18 protein-coding genes are annotated in these 22,728 nt (G+C 65.9%); 11 read left to right on the forward strand and 7 right to left on the reverse strand.

All coding sequences use genetic code 11. From position 1 onward, the window contains the following. Positions 1 to 99: 99 nt before the first annotated feature. From WBN46_RS04765 to WBN46_RS04800, 8 genes are all read left to right on the forward strand, one after another. Positions 100 to 2,772 (forward strand): TonB-dependent receptor, encoded by a 2,673-nt coding sequence (locus tag WBN46_RS04765; protein ID WP_337730508.1) that lies wholly within the window; start codon positions 100 to 102, stop codon positions 2,770 to 2,772. 141 nt (positions 2,773 to 2,913) lie between these two features. Next, positions 2,914 to 3,588 carry a TIGR02466 family protein gene (locus WBN46_RS04770; RefSeq protein WP_337730509.1) on the forward strand — a complete coding sequence of 225 codons (675 nt, stop codon included), beginning with the start codon at positions 2,914 to 2,916 and terminating at the stop codon, positions 3,586 to 3,588. Beyond that, positions 3,558 to 4,568: a methyltransferase domain-containing protein gene (locus WBN46_RS04775; RefSeq protein ID WP_337730510.1), complete on the forward strand. Its 1,011-nt coding sequence runs from the start codon at positions 3,558 to 3,560 to the stop codon at positions 4,566 to 4,568. Before WBN46_RS04770 ends, WBN46_RS04775 begins: the two co-directional genes overlap by 31 nt. Then, on the forward strand, positions 4,565 to 6,511 hold the full coding sequence (locus tag WBN46_RS04780) for a tetratricopeptide repeat protein (RefSeq protein ID WP_337730511.1): 1,947 nt from the start codon (positions 4,565 to 4,567) through the stop codon (positions 6,509 to 6,511). The genes WBN46_RS04775 and WBN46_RS04780 overlap by 4 nt, the downstream gene beginning before the upstream one ends. A 45-nt stretch (positions 6,512 to 6,556) precedes the next feature. Beyond that, the gene (locus WBN46_RS04785; RefSeq protein ID WP_337730512.1) at positions 6,557 to 7,945 is read left to right on the forward strand and encodes a putative 2OG-Fe(II) oxygenase; all 1,389 of its coding nucleotides are present in this window, start codon (positions 6,557 to 6,559) and stop codon (positions 7,943 to 7,945) included. A gap of 213 nt (positions 7,946 to 8,158) precedes the next feature. Continuing rightward, positions 8,159 to 11,029, forward strand: a complete 2,871-nt coding sequence (locus WBN46_RS04790) for a TonB-dependent receptor (protein ID WP_337730513.1) — start codon at positions 8,159 to 8,161, stop codon at positions 11,027 to 11,029. Positions 11,030 to 11,110: 81 nt separating this feature from the next. Next, positions 11,111 to 12,937 carry a sulfotransferase gene (locus WBN46_RS04795; RefSeq protein ID WP_337730514.1) on the forward strand — a complete coding sequence of 609 codons (1,827 nt, stop codon included), beginning with the start codon at positions 11,111 to 11,113 and terminating at the stop codon, positions 12,935 to 12,937. A gap of 4 nt (positions 12,938 to 12,941) precedes the next feature. Further along, entirely contained in the window at positions 12,942 to 13,535 is a 594-nt protein-coding gene (locus WBN46_RS04800; RefSeq protein ID WP_337730515.1) for a 2OG-Fe(II) oxygenase, read from the forward strand. An 8-nt stretch (positions 13,536 to 13,543) separates the two neighbouring features. Here the strand turns inward: WBN46_RS04800 and WBN46_RS04805 are convergent, their stop codons facing one another. From WBN46_RS04805 to WBN46_RS04830, 6 genes are all read right to left on the reverse strand, one after another. Beyond that, a complete protein-coding gene (locus WBN46_RS04805) occupies positions 13,544 to 14,839 on the reverse strand; it encodes an aspartyl/asparaginyl beta-hydroxylase domain-containing protein (protein WP_337730516.1) in 1,296 nt (431 codons plus the stop codon). 70 nt (positions 14,840 to 14,909) lie between these two features. Continuing rightward, the gene (locus WBN46_RS04810) at positions 14,910 to 15,809 is read right to left on the reverse strand and encodes a DUF4097 family beta strand repeat-containing protein (RefSeq protein WP_337730517.1); all 900 of its coding nucleotides are present in this window, start codon (positions 15,807 to 15,809) and stop codon (positions 14,910 to 14,912) included. Positions 15,810 to 15,819: 10 nt separating this feature from the next. Continuing rightward, positions 15,820 to 16,299 carry a hypothetical protein gene (locus WBN46_RS04815; protein ID WP_337730518.1) on the reverse strand — a complete coding sequence of 160 codons (480 nt, stop codon included), beginning with the start codon at positions 16,297 to 16,299 and terminating at the stop codon, positions 15,820 to 15,822. Continuing rightward, positions 16,296 to 16,886: a sigma-70 family RNA polymerase sigma factor gene (locus WBN46_RS04820; protein WP_337730519.1), complete on the reverse strand. Its 591-nt coding sequence runs from the start codon at positions 16,884 to 16,886 to the stop codon at positions 16,296 to 16,298. The genes WBN46_RS04815 and WBN46_RS04820 overlap by 4 nt, the downstream gene beginning before the upstream one ends. A 219-nt stretch (positions 16,887 to 17,105) precedes the next feature. Continuing rightward, positions 17,106 to 18,896 (reverse strand): phosphoenolpyruvate carboxykinase (GTP), encoded by a 1,791-nt coding sequence (locus WBN46_RS04825; protein ID WP_337730520.1) that lies wholly within the window; start codon positions 18,894 to 18,896, stop codon positions 17,106 to 17,108. A gap of 558 nt (positions 18,897 to 19,454) precedes the next feature. Further along, positions 19,455 to 20,198: a helix-turn-helix transcriptional regulator gene (locus WBN46_RS04830; RefSeq protein WP_337730521.1), complete on the reverse strand. Its 744-nt coding sequence runs from the start codon at positions 20,196 to 20,198 to the stop codon at positions 19,455 to 19,457. Between the two features lie 108 nt (positions 20,199 to 20,306). Here WBN46_RS04830 and WBN46_RS04835 point away from each other — a divergent pair, with 108 nt between their 5' ends. The 3 genes from WBN46_RS04835 to WBN46_RS04845 are packed head-to-tail and all read left to right on the forward strand — an operon-like array spanning position 20,307 to position 22,051. Beyond that, the gene (locus WBN46_RS04835) at positions 20,307 to 20,753 is read left to right on the forward strand and encodes a hypothetical protein (RefSeq protein ID WP_337730522.1); all 447 of its coding nucleotides are present in this window, start codon (positions 20,307 to 20,309) and stop codon (positions 20,751 to 20,753) included. Positions 20,754 to 20,760: 7 nt separating this feature from the next. Continuing rightward, positions 20,761 to 21,576, forward strand: coding sequence for a DUF2145 domain-containing protein (locus tag WBN46_RS04840; RefSeq protein ID WP_337730523.1), 816 nt, complete (start codon positions 20,761 to 20,763; stop codon positions 21,574 to 21,576). A 58-nt stretch (positions 21,577 to 21,634) separates the two neighbouring features. After that, complete coding sequence (locus WBN46_RS04845) at positions 21,635 to 22,051, forward strand: hypothetical protein (protein WP_337730524.1); 417 nt, start codon at positions 21,635 to 21,637, stop codon at positions 22,049 to 22,051. A gap of 67 nt (positions 22,052 to 22,118) precedes the next feature. Here WBN46_RS04845 and WBN46_RS04850 read toward each other — a convergent pair whose 3' ends face one another. Next, complete coding sequence (locus tag WBN46_RS04850) at positions 22,119 to 22,718, reverse strand: TetR/AcrR family transcriptional regulator (protein ID WP_337730525.1); 600 nt, start codon at positions 22,716 to 22,718, stop codon at positions 22,119 to 22,121. Positions 22,719 to 22,728: the final 10 nt, after the last annotated feature.

Genomic DNA, 22,728 nt, shown 5'->3' on the forward strand with positions numbered 1-22,728 from the left:
AAAAGCCGACTAGTATCCGGTCACCCCCTCGTTTCGTGGTCACCCTTTTGACCGCCTCGAGGGACACCTTGGGATACCCCTTACGGGAGAGAGAGAAAAATGAACTGCAAAACCACGAAGCTTCGTGACGCGATTTCGTTCGCGCTCGCGGTCGGTGCTGTGTCGGCCACGGGCGTGGGCGCTGCCTTCGCTCAGGAAGCCAGCAGCGATCAAACCACGACCCTCAATCGCATCGAGGTGACGGGTTCGCGCATCAAGCGCACCGATATCGAAACAGCAGCGCCGATCACCACGATCACCCGTGCGGACATCGAAGCGGCGGGCGAACTGTCGGTCTCCGACTTCCTGCGCAACAACGTCTACAACTCGTTCGGCTCGGTGCGTGAGTCCTCGGGTTCCGCCACCGGCTCCCAGGCGACCATCAACCTGCGCGGTCTGGGTTCGGCCTATACGCTGGTCCTGATCGACGGCCGTCGCATGACCAATTCCGGCGCCCTGGCCGGCGGTGCGGCCAACATCAACATGATCCCGACCTCGGCGGTCGAGCGCATCGAGATCCTGCGCGAAGGCGCAGGCGCCGTGTACGGTTCCGATGCCATCGGCGGCGTGGTCAACATCATCCTGCGCAAGGATTATGAAGGCCTGAACCTGACGACCAGCTACGAGACTTCGTCCGAAGCCGGCCCAGACGGCAACACGCTGAGCGTCTCCGGCGGCATTTCGTCCGACCGCGGCAACGTCACCTTCGTGCTGGACCACCAGCAGCGCGACATGATGTACAACCGCGACGTCCGCGACAAGATTCCTGCCGCGTGGTGGACCGCCGGCCTGAGTACCTATAATTCGTCGGCCACGTTCTCCAACGGCAGCGGCACCCGCAACGTCGCCAACTGCGACCAGTTCGAAAACAGCATCCGGATCAGTCCGACCCGCTGCGCCTTCGACCATGGCGCCACATCTGCCAATGAATCCTCGCTGCGCCGCAACTCTCTGCTGGTCAACGGCAACTACAACCTCACCGAAGCCACGCAGTTCTTCTTCCGTGCGCTGAACTCGGAAACCCGCAGCCTCGGCGTCTATGCCTCGGCGCCCGTCGACAACGGCGGCCGCGGTGCCGGCTTCCTGCCGACCATCTCGGCGACCAACCCGTTCAATCCGTTCGGCCAGGCGGGCACGCTGTTCTACCGCTTCACCCCCCTCGGCACCCGCGATTCGATCCGCTACGACAAGCAGCGCGAGTATTTGGTCGGCCTCAACGGCAGCAACGACTGGTTTGGCGGCGCCGACTGGGAAGTGAGCCTTGGTCACGGCCTGAACACGCAGAACAGCATCAACTACAACTACGGTATCGGCAGCACGCTGCAGCAGCTGATCGACTCGGGTTCGTTCAACCCGTTCGATCCGACCCACCCGAGCGTGGCCGCCAATGCGGGTCGTATCGGCCACACCGTGTTCGTCGAATCCCAGATGCGCTCCGTCACCGGCGATGGCCATATCAGCTTCGACCTGTTCGAGCTGCCGGCCGGTGCCGTTGGCTTCGTGACGGGCTTCGAGTATCGCGATGACCGCTTCACGCAGATCTACGACGCCCAGAGCGCGGCCGGCAACGTATTCGGATCGGCAGGTGCGGGCGGTGACGGCGAGCGCGCCTACTACGCGGCCTACTTCGAAACCCTGGTTCCGATCTTCGAGAGCCTGGACCTGACCCTGGCCGGTCGCTATGACAGTTACAACGACCTGGGCAGCAAGTTCTCGCCGCGCGTGTCGCTGGAGTTCCGTCCGTTCGACGAACTGCTGTTCCGTGGCACCTGGGGCAAGGGCTTCCGTGCCCCGACCCTGGTCGACATGTACGGCGACAACCGCAGCACCAACCTCAACAGTGGCCCTGGCCCGACGCTGAGCCCGACGCATGCCGGCGGCGACGAACTGGCCTGCGCCGCGCTGACCGCAGTCCGTGCCACCCCCGGCAACGCGACCTACCAGCCCTACCCCGTCAACCCCTGCATCTCGAGCCCGCAATACACCTGGATGATCACCTCCAATCCGGATCTGACCCCGGAAGAGTCGACCAACTGGGGCTTGGGCGTGGTGTGGAGCCCGAGCGCCGACCTGTCGTTCGCCCTGGACTACTATGACGTCGAACTGGAGAACGTCATCGGCACCGTGCCGCGCGCCCTGGCCTTCCGCCTGGGTGATGCCGGCGAGCCACTGTATGGCGTGACTCGTGGCCCTTCGATCACGGCCCCGAATGGTGCCGTGTTGCCGGGCCCCGCCAATCTGATCATGCTCCCGACCGTCAACGGTGCAGTCCAGACGGCGCGTGGCGTCGACCTCGAAGCCAACTGGCGCTTCCAGACCGACAGCTGGGGTTCCTTCAGCACCAAGCTCGCCTGGTCGCATCAGCTTGAGTACGACTTCACCCCTGTGGGAGCGGGAACCATTGAACAGGCGGGCACGGCGGGCTTCCCGGATGACCGCGGCCAGTTGGCACTGAACTGGTCGGGCGGCATCTACAGCTTCGGCGTGATCACCAACTACATCGGCGACAGCGGCAACTCAAGCACTACCGCCTTCCTGCCGTCGTGGACCACCGTCGACGTCCAGGCTGGCGTGCAGCTGCCCTGGAAGGCCAAAGTCACCGTGGGCGCACGCAACGTCGGCAACAAGGATGCGCCGATGAGCAACGTGCTGTTCGGCTTCCCGTTCTACAGCAACACCCTGCACAACATGTACGGCCGCATGATGTACATGAAGTACGAGCAGAACTTCTGATCTGATCAGAGACTGTGAACCGGACTCAATCCATCGGGTCCACGCGATGCCCCCTAACGGGGGCATCGTGCTTTCCGGTCCACCCGATGCACCGGAACACCGGCATGGCATCATGAAATCCAGATATCCGAGGGCGACGGCATGACGGACAACATCATCCAGGCACAGGTTTTTCCGCTCTACGCGGTGCCGATGCTGCAATGCCAGATCGCCGACGCTTCGCGGCTCAACGCTGAACTCTCTTCGTTGTTCCTTCGCTTGGAAAGCCAGGGCGACAAGCATCGCGACCCCATACGCCGGGACACCCAGTACGGCATCTTCGAGAGCCACTTTTTCCTGCACCAGCGCCCGGAGAAGGCTATCCAGGAACTTTTCGGTTTCCTGCGCGCGTCGTTGCAGACCTTCATCCAGGGCATCAACCAGCTGTCCGACGAAGACATGGCCAACATCAACCTGGACATGCATTCCTGGTTCCATGTCACGAGGAAGGGCGGGTTCCAGAGCCTGCACAACCATCCCAACGCCAGCTGGTCCGCCATCTACTGCGTTGATCCTGGCGATGCGAGTGCACCGGAAAGCGGTGCCGTACGATTCCACGATCCCCGGACTGGTTGCGACATGTACCGCGACCCATCCATCGAACGCATGCAGACCCCTTACCGGATTGGCCCGTGGCAGCTGAACCACAAGCCCGGCCAGATGATCGCCTTCCCTTCCTACCTGCTGCACGAAGTGTTCCCCTACACCGGTGAGCGTCCCCGGATCGTCGTTGCACTGAATTCCTGGTGCCGCTGGAAGAACGTGCCTGCGCCGTGAGCCACGAACACACCATGCCGACTGGACCCGCGGCCCTCGAAAGCGATGCCTGGAGCAGGCTCTGGCGCGCCGGCGTGCTGCACTCCTGTTCCACCGCCATCGAAGGGAACTACGACGGCGAGATCGCGGCATTCTGGAATGCCCGCTTCAACGGTCTCCAAGCACGGCAGCGGGTGGTGGACATCGGCACCGGCAACGGCGCATTGCCCCTGCTTGCAAAGCGGCATGCCGCGCAGCGTGGCATCGACTTCGATATCCATGGTGTGGATGCGGCGGATATCGACCCTCCGCGCTGGGCATCCGGTGCGACGTCATTCGACGGGATCACCTTCCATGCCCGCACGCGCATGGAGGATCTGCCCTTCGAAGCGGGCAGTGTCGCGCTCGTCACGTCCCAATACGCCTTTGAATATTCACGCACGCGAGAACCTGCGCTGCAGGAGATTTTCCGGATCATCGGGCACGCGGGCACGGCGGCGTTCCTGCTGCATAGCTCGGACTCGCTGATTTCCATGACGCTGCGCCAGCAACATGAAGCGTGCGCCCTCTTGTTCGACGAAACCAGGATCCTCGACCTGGCGCATCAGTGGGTCTCGAGCCTGGCCGGGCCGCCGGCTTCGAGCCAAGGCACCGCGCAGATCCAGCAGGCCTTCCAGTCGGCGTCCACCCGGCTTGTCGCCGCCGCCTCGGCGCTTCCCGAGGCGGCGATCCTGCGCAAGGCATTCCACTACCTGCACGCCACGCTGGAACAGGCGCAAGGTTCGCCATGGCACGCGCTGCAGTATCTTGCAAATGCACGCGATGACCTGGAAAACGAACGCACGCGACTGCAACACCTGGCCGGCGCCATCATGGACCTGCGGGAACTCGAGGGCCTGCATCAACAGTGCATTGAGGCAGGTTACGCATCATCCATCCTGCGCCCTCTCGACCAGGCCGCTGGCAGCCGCATGGGCTGGACCCTCGTCGTCTCGCCATGACGGACGCCGAGCAAGCGCGCCGTTCACACGCGGCCGGTGATGCCGTCACCGCGGGCATCCACTACGAACGCGCCCTCGCGGCGGATCCTGCGAATGCCGCACTCCTGTTCGACTACGCGCTCCTGCTCATGCAGACGGGGCGAACCCAGGATGCGGCGAAGATACTGACGGATGTCAGGCGCCTCGCCCCCGGCGACGCCCAGGTGCTGCTCGCGCTGGCCACGTGCCTGCGCGAGGGCGGCACCGTCGAAGACGCGATGCAGGCGGCGGACGAAGCCACGCGGCGTTTGCCGCATGACGCGATGGCCTGGATGCTGAAGGGAAGCATCGACGTCCGGGCGGGCGAGTATCCGCGCGCGGAGATGTCGTTGCGGCGCGCCCTTTCGCTTGCGCCGGGATTCGGCGAAGCCTGGCATTACCTGGGGGAAAGCCTTCATCAGCAGCAACGCTGGGAAGAGGCTATCCACGCCTACACGAGAGCCTCGGCCGAACAGCCGGGAGAGATCTACAACATCGCGATGTGCGCCGAGCAGTCGGGGAACCTGGCGTTCGCACGCAGTGGATACCAGCAGGCGTGCCGCCTCTATCCCGACCGTCCGGACATCCTCCTTCGCCTGGCGCAGACCGAAGCGCGACTCTGCGAGTTCTCGAGCGAACATGAAACGCTTGAGCGGTTCCGGCGCCTGGTCGCCGATGGCATTCCACGCGAGCCCGTTCTCGAGGCGTTCCCGCTCACGTATCTCCCGTTGGAGAGCGCGTTGGTCCAGGCCGCCCTGAACCACTACATGGAGGCTGTTTCCGCGCGTACGGCTGCCCTTGTCCGACTCGCGCCCGCAGCCCCGGAACCCATTCCAGCCGGCGGCAGGATCCGGATCGGCTATCTCTCCGCAGACCTGGGCATGCACGCGGTGGGGCAACTGGTGGACGATGTGTTCCGCCTCCATGATCGGGAGCGATTCGAGGTCTTCGTCTATTCCCTCCGCCGGCACGATGATGCGGTGGCATCGCGGATCCGCGAGAGCAGCGACATGTACGTGGAGTGCGGGGATCTGGGCGTCGCTGGCGTCGTCGAGCGTATCCGGCAGGACGGCATCCACGTCCTGATCGATCTGAACGGACCTACCACGGGCGCACGCCTGGAAATCCTGGCATCCCGTCCCGCAGCCCTGCAACTCGGCTGGCTTGGCTTCCTTCATGCCCAGCAGGCGCCCTGGCTGGACGCCATCCTGCTCGATGAACATGTACAACCGTCAACGCAGGCCTGGCCCTTCGACGACCGTGTCGTCCGCCTTCCGGTAAGCGTCTTCCCTCCTCCCCCGCGGGTTGGCGGTCGCAGACAGCGCGAACGTTTCGGCCTGCCGGCGGAGGGAAGCCCGGTTCTTGCCAGCTTCAACAACAGCTACAAGCTGGACGCAGCGCTGGTGGCGGCATGGCTCGAGATCATGAGGCTGGCGCCGCGGGCCACGCTGATGGTGTATCTGCCTCCTGCGGCCCGGCCGGGCTTTCTCAGGCAATGGAGCGCCATCGGAGGTGATCCATCCAGGCTCATGGTGGTCGACGCCCTTGCACCGGAAGAGCAGGCCGACCGGGCGGCGAGCTGCGACCTGATGCTCGACGCCTTCCGCTATCAAGGTGGCGCCACCACACTCGATGCGGTCGCCAGCGGACTGCCCGTACTCTGCCGCGCCGGGCAGACCCCACCCTCACGCCTTGGTGTCAGTGTCAACCGGGCCCTCGGGCTGGAAGAACTCGTGGTGGCGGATACCACCGAGTATGTGGAGCGGGCCGCCTGGCTCGCGAACCATCCCGACGAACTGGAAGCGCTGCGCCATCGCGTCGCGACGGCCGTGCGGGAAGGCGTCCTGTTCGACGCAAGGCGCTCGGCAGCGGGAATAGAAGCGACCTGCGAGCGGATGCTCCGGGAGAAAGGCATCCTCGCCTGACGGACCATTCCCTCCGTTCGGCAGGGTCCAACCGGTAACCACGAGATGACGAACGAACATTCCTCCATCGAAGAACTGATTTCCCGGGCACGCGCGGCGTTGCAACAGGGCCAGACCGGTGAAGCGATCCGGCTTTACCGCCTGTGCCTGGAAGCGGGGGCTCCCGTTGCCAGCGAACTGGCCGGCGTGCACTACCAGGTGGGCAACCTTGCCGCCGCGCGGGAGGTGCTGGATCGCGCCATCGCGCAGGCACCGGGACACGATGACTGGTACTTCCAGCGCGGTCTGGTCCTCATGGGATTGAGCGAGCCGGCACAGGCCTGCGCGGATTTCGACCACTTCATTTCGGCGTCGCCCGGCTTCGCGCCGGCCTACTTCCAGCGTGCGCTGGCCCACCTCGGCCTGCACCGGCTCGGCGAGGCCCTGGACGATTTCCGGCACGCCACGCAACTACAACCCGACATGGTGGATGCCTGGGTCAACATGGGCATCCTGCTGCTGCGGAAGGGCGATGCGGCCGACGCCATCCACGCACTGCGCGCCGCGGAACTGCGTTCGCCCGGACAACCGGCGATCCTGCACGCGCTGGCCAGCGCCTACGATGGCGCGGGAGATGTTCCGTCTGCGCTGCAGCTCTATTCGCGGCTCGAACCCGCAACGTCGTCCAATCCCGAGTTCCTGACCAACCACGCCCTGTGTCTTCTGCGGGGACGCCAGCCCGACGCGGCCTACCGGCGATTCGAGCGCGCACTCGCGCTGGCACCGGGAGACCAGACCGCCCTGGCAGGCCTGTACATCGCAGCCAACGAGCTTGGCCGCCACGACGAGGTGGATGCGCTGATGGACTTCGCCGCATTGCTCGGCGTGACGACTCTCGACACCCTTCCCAAGACCGCACGGGACGGATTGCGCGTGGCCGTCGAATCCCATCCCGAGCTCAACTGGGAGCCGGCCGGCCGTTCAACGGTGCGCGGCCAGCAGAGCATCATGCTCGACCTGACGGAAGGGTCTCCCTTCCATGCGCTTGGCGAGGCGGTGTCCGAAGGGGTTACCCGCCAGATGGCGGCACTGGCCGCCAATCCCGGGCTGGCAACGCATCCCTGGCGGCTTGCCATGCCCCGGCGCTGGCGCTTGCAGATGTGGGCCACCGTTCTGCACGAAGGAGGCCACCAGACGCCCCATATCCATCCGGCTGGCTGGATGAGTGGCGTCTTCTATCTGGATGCGGGCCAGCCCACGGCGACGGACAGTGGTGCCATCGTGTTCGGGCATCCGCAGCCCGAGTTTGCCCGGAGCGTGCCTCCCCGCAGCCTCCAGCACGTTCCCCGCACGGGTGAAGTGCTGCTTTTCCCTTCGTACTTCTTCCACCACACCGTCCCCTACAGCGGCCCCACCGCGCGCATCAGCCTGGCGTTCGACGTCATCCCCACCTGATCCCCGCCGAATCTGGGGCTTTCACCCGTTCATCACGCGCATGAATAGAGGGAAATGGAAATTTCTCCCGCCCGGGCCTGCCAAAGCGCCTTAACGACTCTTTAATTCTCCCGGCCGCGCGTCTATGATCGGGTCACCCCAGCATTTTGGTAGCCGTATTTGGCTTGCCAGCCGGGTATCCCTAGGGCGTAACAGACCTCATCTGGAGAGAGAATGAACTTCAAGACCACCAAGCTGCGCGAAGCCATCGGCTTCGTCCTCGCAGTGGGTGCGACCAGCGCTGCCGGCACCGGCCTCGCGTTCGCACAGGAATCCACCACCGAAGGCGCCAAGACCCTGGACGCCATCCAGGTCACCGGTTCGCGCGTTGCCCGCGTTGAAACCGAGACCGCCAGCCCGGTCGTGATCATCGACCGCGCCGCCATCGAACAGACCGGCAAGCTGACGCTGGGCGATCTGATCCAGGAACTGCCCGCCGTTTCCGGCGCCGCCACCAACCCGCAGGTCAACAATGGCGGTGGCGACGGCTCGTCCACCGTGGAACTGCGCGGTCTGGGTTCCGAGCGCACCCTGCTGCTGGTCAACGGCCGCCGCATCGTCAACAACGACCTCAACTCCATTCCGTCCTCGGCCGTCGAGCGCATCGAAGTGCTGATGAGCGGCGCCTCGGCGGTGTACGGCTCCGATGCCGTCGCAGGCGTGGTCAACTTCATCCTGCGCCGCGATTTCGAAGGCCTGACCGCATCGGTCGACTTCGGCATGACCCCCAGCCACCAGGACGGCCAGCGCAGCGGCGGTTCGGTGACCTTCGGCCAGGTGGGCGAGAAGGGCAACATCATCGCCGGCCTGAACTACAACAAGTTCGATGGCATCTCTTCGGCTGACCGTGATTTCTCGAAGGATGCGACCTACCTGTACAGCGGTGCGGTCTCCATCGCCGGTTCGAGCCGCGCTCCGCGTGGTCGCATCTTCTTCCCGGAAGGCAGCCCGCTGATCGCACAGTACGGCTGCGACAACGTCACCCGCATCCCCGGTGCTGCCGGCGACACCACCGACGATTACCGCTGCTACACGGGCTCGACCGACTCGTACAACTACCAGGCCACCAACCTGATCATGACGCCGCAGGAGCGCACCAATGCGTTCTTCCTGGCGAACTACCAGATCACGGACAACCTGAACGCATTTGCCGAGGTCTACCACAACAAGACGTCGTCGAACTTCGCGATCGCCGCGCTGCCGTTCGACACCTCGTCCGACGGCGTTGTCATCTCCGCCGACAACTACTACAACCCGTTCGGTGTGAACTTCGGGCCGGTCAGCGCCACCGATGACAACCTGTTCCTGACGCGCTTCACTTCGCTGGGCCAGCGTCGCTCTTACTACGACACCACCACCTCGCAGGTCGTCGCAGGCCTGGAAGGCTTCGTCGGCGAAACCTGGAAGTGGGACGCCGCGTTCAACTATGGCCACTACCTGAGCGAGAACACCAGCTACGGCTACGTGTACTACGCGGGCCTGGCCGATGCACTGGGTCCGTCGTTCCTTGACACCGACGGCGTGGTCAAGTGCGGCGCCCCGGGCGCCATCATCGCCGGCTGCACGCCGCTGAACATCTTCAACATCGATGACCCGCAGACCATCGCGACGCTGAGCCAGTACGAAGCACGTCCGTACTACTCGACCATGCGCCAGAACCGCAGCTTCGAAGCCAACGCGAGTGGCGAGTTGTTCAACCTGCCGGCCGGCGCCGTGCAGCTGGCCTTTGGTGCTTCGTGGCGCGAGGAATACCAGCGCAGCGAAGTCGACTACATCGCCATCGCCAACGAGGAAGGTCGCTGCTTCATCTCGCAGGAAGCCTGTAGCTCGGCACTGTCCGGCAAGTTCGATGTGTCCGAAGTGTACGGCGAACTGTACGTCCCGATCCTTTCGGAGATGCCGTTCGCGCACCTGCTGTCGGTCAGCATCGGTAGCCGCTACTCCGACTACAGCACCTTCGGCGACACCACCAACAGCAAGCTGCAGGTGGAATGGCGTCCGATCGAGAACCTGCTGTTCCGCGGCACGGTGGCCGAAGTCTTCCGTGCGCCGCGCATCCAGGATCTGTACGCCGGTCCGCAGGGCGACTCTCCGCAGCTGGACGACCCCTGCCAGGGCTACGGCGCCACCGGCGCACCGCGCAACCACGAGAACGCGTGTGGTGCGGGTGCCGGCGCGACCAACATCCCCACCACCGGTATCGGTGCTGCCCCGACGTCCCAGACCAACGGCGTGTGGTCCGGCTCCGTGGCCGCCGGCTTCGACCTGCAGCCGGAAGAAGGCAAGTCGTTCTCCTGGGGCGCGGTCTACGATCCGGAGTTCCTGCCGGGCTTCTCGGTCAGCCTGGACTACTGGCGCCTCTACCTCAACGAGACCATCACCCGCGCTGACGCGCAGACCGTGGTGAACACCTGCTTCAGCAACGACAGCCACCCGTTCTGCGACTTCATCAATCGCCGTTCCAATGGCCAGGTCGACTTCATCCGTGAGCCGATCGTGAACCTTGGCCGCCTGGACACGAAGGGCTGGGACCTGGCGCTGCGCTACCGCCTGCCCGACACCGCGTGGGGCAGCTGGGTGCTCGGCATGGACGCGACGTACATCGCGCAGTACGACAATGACGTGAACCCGCTGGATGACACCGATACGGTCGTGAGCCTCGCCGGTACGTACAACAAGTCGTACGGCAACTACTCGCGCGTCCGCGCCCGTACCTTCGTCAACTGGCAGAAGGGTGACTTCGGCGTTTCCTGGCGCACGCGTTACGTCAGCGGCTTCGAGATCGCCAGTGCGGACGGCGGTTGCAGCGCCGACAGCCCCGAGTACTGCTACTCGGTGGACTTCGACGACTACCTGACCCACGCCATCAGCGCCAGCTACAACCTGCCGTGGTGGAACTCCAAGGTCGAGGTCGGCCTCGACAACGTGTTCGACAAGCAGCCGCAGATGATGTACCAGAACAACGTGCTCAATGCGAACACCGACGTCAACACGTTCGATACGGTCGGCCGCTACCTGTGGGCCCGCTATACGATGAACTTCTGAGTCTAGATTGCACTTTCGTGTACTTGAGCCGCGCGGTGTCCCCGCGCGGCTTTTTCTTTCCCGGTTTGCGATACTTCCGGGATGAATCGCAGCTCCATCGCCAGCATCGTTGACGCCTACGAGTCCGGGCGCTACGCGGTCGCACTGACGTTGTGCCGGGCCGCCCTGGAGGACCAGCCGGAGGATCCGTCGCTGTGGACGCTCATGGGCATGGTCCTGCAGGCACAGGGGCAGTTCCCCGGCGCGGTTGCGGCATACGAACGCATGGCGGCCAGGCATCCGGGGGTGCTCGCGCATTGGGCCAACCTCGGCGCTGCCGCACGCATGGCGGGTGACTACCAGAAGGCGGATCACGCATACCAGCGTGCAGTGGCGATCGACCCGGGCCGCGTATCCTTGCTCATCGATCACGGCCTGTTGCTGTTGGAAATGGGGCGACTGGGGGAGGCAAGGCATCGTTTCCTCGACGCGGTGGACTTGGCGCCCGGCTCGGCGGAAGCCCGCATCAACGCCGCACTTGCCTGTTTCGAATGCGGCGACGCGCAACGTGCGGCGGCGTTGATCCCATGCGAAAGCGAATGGCTCGCCCTGCCGCCGGATCTCAAACACGAACTTGCCACGGTCCTGATGCAGGTCGGACGGACCGACGATGCCGAACGGCTGCTGTTGTCCGCCGAACCCGACAGCGTCGGCACGATCGTGCGGCTCGCCCAGTTGCTCGAACGCACCAACCGCATCGGTCGCGCCAGGGAATTGGTCTCGCAACTCGAACATCGTGTTGAATCGCTGAACCTGCACGAACGCATCGACCTGCTGCAACTGCAGGCGGCCATCGCCATGCGCGACAAGAACTACGCGCAGGCACTGGCTGCATCGAATGCAATCCTGGACCGTACGCCGCACGTGCAGGCCGAGACCACTGCCTTGTTCACGCTCGCCAGCATTGCGGACAAGCAGGGGCGACCAGCCGATGCGATGTCCTGCCTTGAGAAGGTCCACGCCATCCAGTTCCGGCTTGCTGCTGACGTCGTGCCGGAGATCGCGCATTCCGGTGCCGAGCCGCTCAAGGTGTCCAGCAAATGGCTGACTGCGGACGAAGGCGCGTTCCGCCACGACCCCCGCGCGCCGTCAGCGGGTGACTCCCCCGTCTTCATCGTCGGCTTTCCGCGCTCCGGCACCACCATGCTGGAACAGATGCTGGACGCCCACCCGCACTACGCCTCGATGGACGAACGCGCCACGCTGCAGCGCTGCATCGAGCGGATGGAAGCGCGTGGCGTCGAGTATCCGCATGGACTGGACATGCTCGATGGTGCGGCCGCCGACGAGCTGCGCGCCGTGTACTGGTCCGAAGTCGCCAAGGTCATCACCCTGCAGCCCGGGCAACAGCTGGTCGACAAGAACCCGCTCAACATGCTGCGCCTGCCGATGATCCTGCGCCTGTTCCCCAATGCAAAGATCATCCTGGCACTGCGCCACCCCTGCGACGTGCTGCTCAGCTGCTACATGCAGAATTTCCGCTCACCCGCCTTCATGGTGCTGTGCTCCAGCCTGGAGCGGCTGGCGAAAAGCTACGTCAATGCGATGAAGTTCTGGATCCATCACCAGGCATTGCTGGCACCCGACACGCTGGTGCTGCGCTACGAGGACACCGTCGGCGATTTCCCCGCGCAGGTGGAACGCATCGGCAGCTTCCTGGGCATCCAGGACCGCGACTTCCTCGCGCAGTTCAGCCAGCACGCCGCGCGCAAGGGTTACATCAGCACGCCCAGCTATTCGCAGGTGGTGGAGCCGGTCAATGCGCGCGCCGTCGGCCGCTGGCAACCCTATTCGCGCTGGCTGGTGCCCGCGCTGCCCATCCTGCAACCCGTGGCCGACCACTGGGGCTACGACCTCACCGTACGATGACCCCATGAAAGCGCTGGCCGACTACATCCGCATCTACGACGACGCACTGCCGGCGGCGTTCTGTCGGCAGCTGATCGACGGCTTCGAGTCTTCCACGCAATTCCAGGCGCCCAACGGGCGTGGCTACCGGCCGGCGCTGGACGACAGCCGCTGGACCGAGTTGAATCTCACCCGCCTGGCCGATCCCGCCTTCGTCGGGTTCTTCATGACCCGCATCGAGGAAGCCCTGGCACGCTACAACGCAGACCTGTCGCTGACCCTGCCCGTACCGCTGCGCCCGCGCATCGACCGGCTGACGATGAAGAAGTACCGCGCCAATGCAGGCGAAGGCTTCCAGCCGCATTTCGATTCCGTCGACGAGGTCGCGGGGCGCTACATGGTGTTCCTGTGGTACCTCAACGACGTGCAGGAAGGCGGCAGCACCCGCTTCATGGACCTGGGGGTCGACGTGCAGCCACGCGCGGGACGGCTGCTGGTGTTTCCGCCGTACTGGATGTTCCAGCACGTGGGCAACGCGCCGGTTTCGAACGACAAGTACATCCTTTCGACCTACCTGCTGTTCGACAAGCCCGGCAGCCCCGAGCACACGCACGAGTAAGGCAGCGATCAGCCCAGGCCCGCCTGCCTGTTGAATCCGCCGATGACCTCCACCAGCTGTTTCAGCGCCTGGGTTTCCTCGGGCCTGAGGCGCGGATGCCAGGTGTCCAGGATCATCACCACGCGCAATTGGCTGCTGTGGTTCCAGGCCTGGTGCAGGTAGGAGTCGTCGAAGGTCACGCAGCGTCCTTCCTGCCAGTCGTGCTGCACCCCGCCCACCTCCAGCGCGCAGTCCGCGGGCACGATCAGCGGCAGGTGGGTGACCACGCGGCTGTTGGTCACCCCATGGTGCGGCTTGATCAGGGTCCCCGGTGACAACAGCGAGAACAGCACCTCCGGCGCGTGCGCGTCGATGCGCGTCAGCGGCACCTGCGCCAGCGCCCGGGCGGTGGCGGGACACGCAGCCAGGTGTTCGGGATAGGCCTGCCCATGGCGATGGAAGAAATACGCATCCCACGCGGCCGCGTCGATGTCCTGCCGGCTCGCCAGGAAATCATCCTTGCGTGCAGTGCCACTGAAATCGAGGAAGGGCTGCAATCCGTCGCGCGCCTGCAGCACCTGCTGCAGTTCGGCACGGATCGCATCCGTTGCCTGCTCCAGCGCTTCGTACCACGGGAACAATGCACGCTCGAAATAGGGCTCGGGCTGCAGGTCGGGGATGTACAGGAACGTGGGGCGTTGGCGCGGGTCCGGGCTGCCGCCCGGCGCGATGCCCAGATAGGCTTCCAGCGCGCGCGTGACCCGCGACAGCGCCTGTGCGCCGTGCTGTTGCTGCAGTGGCGCGATGGCCGAGAAGAACAGGCGGTGCCGGCCTTCATCGATCAGCCGCATGGCGGTCTTCACCCGCTCCCGCAGCTCGGGCGCGGTGGTCGCATCATTGAGCCAGCGCCCCTGTGCCTGCGCCGTGGTCACGGCCCGGAAGTACTCCACCAGCGCCGCATCCGGATCTCCCTGCTGCAGGCATTCGGCCAGTTGCAGCCGCGCCGGCGCCGCCTCCGGCATGAGCGCCAGGCCCCGCCGCAGCGCTGCAGTGGCGGCCACCGGATCGTCCAGCCGTTTCAGGCAGGCTCCCAGTTTCAGCCAGGCATCGCCATGGTCGGGCTGGGCGTGCACCAGCGCTTCAAGTTGGCGGGCTGCGGCGGCAGGTTGCTGCAGTGCCACCAGGCTGAGCGCGGCCACCCATTGCAGGTCCGGGTCATGCGGATGTACTTCCAGCCCCTGCCCGGCCGCGGACAGCGCGTGTGCGGCATTGCCGGTTGCCAGGTGGCGTCGCGCCTGCTGGACGTGGAATGCCGCACTCGTCATGCCTGCCTCTGTATCACCGGAAACCCGTCCCGATGATACGGGAGATGCGGCGCGCGTCCGTGCGGCCGACTTACTCCACGCGCACTTCCGCGCTGCCCGAGAACGTCTCCACCGTGACGCGGGCACTGCCGCTGCCGTAGCGGGTGGAGAAACTGGCGCCCGGGCCGCGGCGCTTCTCGATGTCCACGCCCGTGGCCTTCAGGCTGCCGCTGAAGCTCTCGCCACTGACCTGCGCGGACACATCCTTCGGCAGGCGCAGCAGCAGGTCGCCGCTGACCGATTCCATGCTGATCTCGCCACCGGGCGCCAGCGCCGTACTGACATGCGCCGTGCCGCTGACGGTGCTCGCGCTGAGATCGCGGATCTCTTCGCCGGTGACGGCGACTTCGATGCGGCCGGACACCGTCTCGGTGCTGATGTCGCCATTGAGCCGTCCGCGCAGCACGATGTTGCCGCTGACGGTCTGCACGTCCACGTCCGCGCTGTTGAGGGTCAGGTGGGCGCTGCCGCTGACGGTTTCGATGTCCGCTTTCTGCGGTGCGGCGGCGGCGGCCACGCTGCCACTGACACTGCTGATGGAAAGTTCGCCCGAGGCAACGCCGGTCACGTACACGTCGGCCGCGACCGACTCGATGTCCAGGTCGGCGCGCAACGGCACCATCAGCACCAGGTCGGTCGGTCCGGTCTGGTTGCCACCCCAGCCGCTGCTCTTCGGGTAGCGCACTTCCACGCTCAGGTGCGGGCCACCGCCGTCCACCTCCAGGCGCTCCACGCCCTTGCCCAGGGTGCCGGTGATCTTCACCTCGTCGCGCTCCCAGCCGCGCACTTCGATGCGGCCCTTGAGGTTGCTGATGTCCACCCGGCCACGGGCGTCCAGCGGCCGGGTTTCGTTGATGGCGGTCTGCGCCAGCGCCGCGGGCGCCAGCAGTGCGCTGCCCAGCAGCAGCGAGAAAGCGATGGTGGTACGCATGGGTAACTCCTCAGGTCATGGCCGCGCGCTGGGTCAGCGCGAGGCGTCGTGCATAGGTGCGGCGCAACTGGTTCAACAGGAAGTGCGCGTTGGGTTCGGTGGCGATGGCGTGGCGGATCTGCGCGGCGCTCTCGTCCAGCGCATGCAGCGCGGGGGCGATCTCGGGTACGGTCTGCACCTGCGTGTCCAGTTGCGCCAGTGCACCGGTGTAATCGCGGGTCAGCGCGGCGGCTTCGCGCTGGATCAGCGCATCGCCTTCCGGCGCTTTCTGCAGTTGCCAGGTCACCGTGACCGCCAGCAGCACCGACGCGGCCAGGGCAAAGGGCGCCATGCGGCGGCGTGGCGGTGCCACGGCCTGCTGCGGCGTGGCGGCCAGGCGCGCGGCCAGGTCCGGCCACAGATCGCGCGAGGGCGGCGTGTCCTGCCGCAGTGCGCGCAGCTGCCAGCGCAGCGCGTCGTCTGAAAGCGGGGTGGGATCGTGGGGGGTCATGCGTGTCCTCCTAAACGCTCGCGCAGCAGGTGCCGCGCCCGGTGCAACTGTGCTTTTGAACTTCCGACCGCCATGCCCAGCTCGGTGGCGATCTCCTCGTGCTTCCAGCCTTCCACGTCGTACAGCACCAGCACGGCCCGCGCCCGTGGCGGCAGGGTGGCGACGGCGCGCTCCAGGTCCAGCGACAGCGCCGTGCCATGGCCCGCGCTGTCCGCCATGCCCAGGTCGTCCAGCGCGTCCTCGTCGTCATCGAAGCGGGGACCGCTGCGGCGGCTGCGCAGTTCCATCAGCGCGGTGGTCACCGCCAGGCGATGCAGCCAGGTGGAGAAAGCACTCTCGAAGCGGAACGCCGGCAATGCCTGCCACGCCCGCACGAACGCTTCCTGCGTCAGGTCTTCCGCCCGCACGCCCTGCCCGCCCACCAGCCGCTGGATGACGCCATGCACGCGGCCCGCATGGCGGCGGTAGAGCGCCTCGAACGCCCGCATGTCGCCACCCGCAGCCGAACGGGCCAGTGCGGTGTCCTGGGCGGCGGAGGCCTCCGGGGCGAGGCTGTCAGCGAAAGGTTCGATCACGGCATTCAGCATACTGACTGGGATGCAGCCGGGAACGCAGGGGTTTAGAGCTGCACGGCATTTTCCGCCGGCGATTGTTCAGCCTGGAACTCATGGCCCTCTCCCCGTGCGCAGATCCCCTCTCCCCGTGGAACGACGGGAAGGAAAGCCGGACGCAAGAAAAAGCCCCGCGGCGTCCGGGGTGGACGCACACGGGGCGTGCGCAGGAAACAGGATGCGCGAGGCGGGGAATCAGTGCGCCAGGCGGGCCGCGATGCGTTGCTGTTCGTCCTTCAGTGCCTGCGGGGTGCGGTCGCCGAATTCCTGCAGGTACTCGCCGATGCTGGCGAACTCGGCCTGCCAGCCGGCGCGATCGAAGCCGAACAGCAGCTCGTGCGCTTCATCGCTCAGTGCCACGCCGTCCAGATTGAGGTCTTCGGCGCGCGGCAGGTGGCCGATCGGCGTTTCCACCGCGTCCGCCTTGCCCTCGACGCGCTGGATCATCCACTCCAGCACGCGCAGGTTCTCGCCGAAGCCAGGCCACAGGAATTTGCCGTCGCCGCCCTTGCGGAACCAGTTGACGTGGAAGATCTTGGGAAGCTTCGCATCGGTATCGCCGAACGACAGCCAGTGGGCGAAGTAGTCGGCGAAGTTGTAGCCGCAGAACGGCTTCATCGCCATCGGGTCGCGACGCATCACGCCCACCGCGCCGGTCGCGGCGGCGGTGGTCTCAGAACCCATCGCCGCGCCGACCAGCACGCCGTGCGTCCAGTCGCGCGCTTCGAACACCAGCGGCACCAGCGAGGCGCGGCGACCGCCGAAGACGATGGCGCTGATCGGCACGCCCTGCGGATCCTCCGCCTTGGCCGAATAGCTCGGGCACTGGCGTGCGGAGACGGTGAAACGCGAGTTGGGGTGCGCGGCCGGACCGTTGGCCGGGTCGTACTTGCGCCCCTGCCAGTCCAATGCCGGCGTGCGCGAATCCAGTCCTTCCCACCACGGCTCCTGCTCGTCGGTGACGGCGACATTGGTGAAGATGGTGTGGTGGCTGATGGTGGCCAGCGCATTGGGGTTGGAACTGTCCGAGGTGCCCGGCGCCACGCCGAAGAAGCCGGCTTCCGGATTGATCGCGTACAGGCGGCCGTCGGCGCCGGGGCGCATCCAGCAGATGTCGTCGCCGACCGTCCACACCTTCCACCCGGCCTGGCGATAGCCCTCCGGTGGAATCAGCATGGCCAGGTTGGTCTTGCCGCACGCCGACGGGAACGCCGCCGCGATGTAGTGCGTCTCGCCCTGCGGGTTTTCGATGCCGACGATCAGCATGTGCTCGGCCAGCCAGCCTTCGCTGCGCGCCTGGTGCGAAGCGATGCGCAGCGCGTGGCACTTCTTGCCCAGCAGCGCGTTGCCGCCATAGCCGGAGCCGAAGCTCTTGATGGTCAGCTCATCCGGGAAATGCATGATGAAGCGGCGGTCCGGGTCCAGCTCGCCGATGGAGTGCAGGCCCTTAACGAACGAACCGTCGCGTTCGATCCGCGCCAGCGCCGGTGCGCCCATGCGGGTCATGATGCGCATGTTGGCCACCACGTATGGCGAATCGGTGATCTCCACGCCGCAGCGCGACAGCGGCGAATCGATCGGGCCCATGCAGTAGGGGATCACGTACAGCGTGCGCCCGCGCATGCAGCCGGCGAACAGCGCATCCATCTTCGCGTGGGCCTCGGCCGGGGCCATCCAGTGGTTGTTGGGGCCGGCGTCTTCCTGCTGCGGCGTGCAGACGAAGGTCAGGTGCTCCACGCGCGCCACGTCGCTCGGGCTGGAGCGGTGCAGCCAGCTGTGCGGGTGGGTTTCGGGATTCAGCGGCAGCAGGGTGCCGTCGGCCAGCATCTGCTTCGTCAGCAGCGTGTTCTCGGCATCGCTGCCGTCGCACCAGTGGATGTGGTCGGGTTGGGTGAGCGCGGCAACCTCGGCAACCCAGGCATTCAACGCGGCAAGCGAACTGCCCGGAAAATCGTTGCGTTTGAAAACATCGACCGCTGCGTTCATGCCACGCCCTCGAAAAGTGAGACCAAAATGATACCAATGTCCTGTCCCCGTGACGAGGAGAACGCGGCCAGGGTCGGCGGGCGGTCAGCCCAAGGGGGGATGCCGGGCGAACTCTGTCGCAGGCACGAGGTTGCGTCTCACGGCCGTGCGAGAAATCGCGGAGTGCGAGGCTCGGAGCCGTGTCGATGGGGCTCCGAGGGCCGGGGATGGAGATTGGAAGGCCGTTGATGGGGCGCGGAAGCCGATCGATGAGGCTCCGGGAGCCATCGGTCGCGCCCGCCATGCCGTCGATGGGGCTTATGCACTCCCATCGATGGCTTTCAGAAAGCCATCGATGGCACTCGCAGAGCCATCGATCGGGCACCGAGCCTCATCGATCAGGCTCGGACAGCCCGCGATGGAGCTCATAGACCCATGGACGGAGCTCCGAGGGCCATGTCGATGGAGCTCAACGGCTCATCGATGCAGCTCGAGGGGCGATCGATGGAGCTCTGAAAGCCATCGATGGGATTCCGGGCCCCATCGACGGCACTCCGGGCACGATCTCCGCCACAGCGCTTACCCGTCGCGCGAGCGCCGGTACGGGTTGAACAGCTGCAGCAGCCAGGGCTTCTGCGCCAGCACCAGGCTGACGCCGACGCGGTCTTCCGCCGGCAGCGTGGCATCGCGGGCCAGCAGCGCATCGAACTCGCGCGCGACTTCCTCCAGTCGCTGGCGCACCTGCTTCACCCCGTCGATGCTCAGGCTGCCGCTGAGCAGCAGCAGTGCGTCCTGTTCGCCATCGAACGGATCGGCGAAGTAGTCGGTCAGCAGGGTCAGCCGGAAGTAGCGCTCCATGGGCCCATCGGCGCGCCAGCGGAAATTGCGTGCAGTCAGCGCGCGGCCACGGTTGCCGGGCATGAGTTCGATGATGCCCAGCCGGTCCAGCTTCACCAGCAGGCCGGTCCACTGCGCGGGCGTAAAGCCGAAGTGCCCCATCACGTTGTCCTCGCGCCAGCGGTTGAGCGTGAGGAACAGCGCCATCAGCAGCGGCGGATCGTCCACCAGCGCCTGTTCCTGCGCTTCGCTCAACTGCGCCATCGCCTTGCGCCCGCGCGAGGCTTCGGCGCTGAGCTCGGCCAGGCCCACGTCCAGCACGTCGCAGACCTGCTCCAGCCGCTGCAGGCTCATCGCCCGGCGGGAGAACATGCGCTTCACCGCCGCCTCGCTCATGCGGATGCGCGCGGCCAGGTCGCGGTAGGTCATGTCCTGCGCGCGCAGGCAACGCTTCAGTGCATCAACCAGATCTACCGAGACGGCCATGGGTAGCGGATTCCTATACCTGTCGTTCCGCCAGAGCTTACCTTGTCGATGATCCTTGAATCCCTGCCAAGCCTGCGCCCACCCTCCGGCGTCCCTGGAGGAACCCGCATGCGCCGCCTGATCGCCCGCTCACTGACCCTGGCCCTGGCCACCGCGCTCTCCGGCGGCGTCGCCCTCCCCACCCACGCCGCGCCGCAATCCGATGGCGCCAGCCGGATGTCGCAGGCCAGCCTGGAGGCGTCCATCGAGGTGCCGGTGGCGGTGATCCACGCACTGGGCCACGGCGCCTCCGCGGTGGTCAGCGGCGTGGCCGTGGTCGCCGGCAGCGTGGCGGTGACGGTCTCCGTCGCGGCGGCGGGCGCGGTGGCCGGCGCGTCGTTCGTGGTCTACCTGAGCGTGGAAGCGATCCGTCGCCTGGGCATCGCGGTCGGCACCGCGATCAGCGTCACCGTGGTGGCGACGGGCTGGATCCTGAGCGCCGCGGGTGAAGCGCTGTGCTTCATCGCCAACGACGCCGCGCGTCCGCATATCCACAGCCATCGCTACGGCGGGTGATCGCGTGATGCGCGCGCTCGCGATTCTGGGTTTCGTCTTCGTCCTCGCGCTGCCAGGGACGGCGCGCGCGGGCGATGCCTGCAGGCAACTGGAGATGCCGCCGTACAAGGTGGCGGAAGCAGCCCGCACCGCGCTGCTGGCGGCGCAGCAGTTGGACGAGGTGGACGCACCCGTCGCACTGATCGCGCGCGTCGGCACCGACCTGTCGAAGCAGGGCCTGGTCTACAGCCACGCGGGCTTCGCCGTGCGCGACCACGCGCAGGGGCGCTGGACAGTGGTACACCTGCTCAACGAATGCGGCAGCGACCGCTCGGGCCTGTATGCGCAGGGACTGGTGAACTTCTTCGCCGACGACCTGGTGAACCAGGACCTGCGCATCGTGTGGTTCACCCCCGACGTCGCCAACCGGCTTGCCGCGCGCCTGCAACAGATGCCGCGCCACAGCCTTCACCTCCCGCGCTACAACCTGATCGCACGCCCCGGCAGCGAGGACTACCAGAACTCCACCGCGTGGATCGTGGAGGTGATGGCGGCGGCGCTGGCCGACCGTGGCATTTACGACCGCCGCAGCGCATACGCGTTCGCGCGGGACGACGGCTTCGTGCCGGATACGGTGCACGTCGCGTACTCCAAGCGCGTGCTGGGCGGACTGTTCTCCGCCAATACCGACTTCACCGACCACCCCGTCGGCACGCGTCTGTCGGGCGACTACCCGGTCGTCACCGTGCGTTCGATCTTCCAGTGGCTGGAGCGCAGCGGGTATGTGCGCGAGCAGCGGGAATGGCGGGGTGGTGTGCGGCAGGCGGCGATGGGGCCGGCGTGACCGCTACTTTCGAAGAATCGAACAGGGAGGACTATTCGTGGTGAGTCGATGCGTCGCCATGGCGGCAACGCTTTTTCTGGCGGGTTGCTACATGGTGAGCTATGAAGATGTCAGTCGCGAACCGAAGTATTCGAAGTATGTGGGAATCGATTACGTCACCACATCAGACATGCACATCTACCGTGTCAGCATAGATCAGAACTACGGCCCGTCTCCGAGCGTGTACATGATCGTCCAGCCCCCCGGATTCGATGGCCCGGAGGTCATCTCCAGCGCACGCTTCCCGGAGGGATCAACGATGAAGGTCTTGACGATCCAGCGATGCACGGATTGTTTCTTGGACTTCTCGCCGAGAGTTCACGCGACAGTACGTGTCACGTCGAGTGCCGAGTTCGATGATCTGGACGTGGAAGTCGATCTGGACCTGTTGTCTTCGCACATGCAGACCATCAGCAAACCCGTCTCGGACAGCTGACTCTGGGAGGTACGCGACCCGCCATCCACATGGCGACCGACGCGGTGGGCCAAGGCCCACCCTACGATCAGGTCGGGATCAACGTCGAGATGACGTGCTCGAGGTAGGTCTCGAATTCTTCCGAGGTCATCCGCGGCTGCTGCAGTTGCAGCGACAACTGCAGGAAGCCCACATAGGCCGCGTACGTCAGGCGCGCGCGGTGGGTCGCGTCGGTCCGCTGCAGGCCGGCCTGGCGGAACATGGCGACCAGATAGTCCAGGCGACGCTGGGAGATGCGGTCGATCACCGGCTGCACGGACGGGTGGTCCAGCGCCTTCAGCAACTCGCTGTAGATGATGTGCGGCTTCACTTCGTGGCCGACGAGCTGGAACAGCGTCCGCAGGCGCTCGCGGGGATCGGCGACCTTCTCCAGGCTGCCGAAGATGTTCTCCTGCTCGCCCGCCTCCCAACGTTCCAGCGCCGCCTGCAGCAACGCATCACGTGAGGGAAAGTGCCAGTAGAAGCTGCCCTTGGTCACGCCAAGACGCCGCGCCAAAGGCTCCACCGCGACCGCCGAGACACCCTGCTCCGCGATCAGGTCGAGGGCGGCCTGCGCCCAGTCATCGGCGCTGAGGCGCGCGGTGCGGGCGGGGGGAGAAGAGGGGCTTTCCGGACTGGGTGTGCTCATGTTCCGCATT

The sequence above is a fragment of the Pseudoxanthomonas sp. CCNWLW251 genome (assembly GCF_037402255.1).
Lineage (GTDB): Bacteria > Pseudomonadota > Gammaproteobacteria > Xanthomonadales > Xanthomonadaceae > Pseudoxanthomonas_A.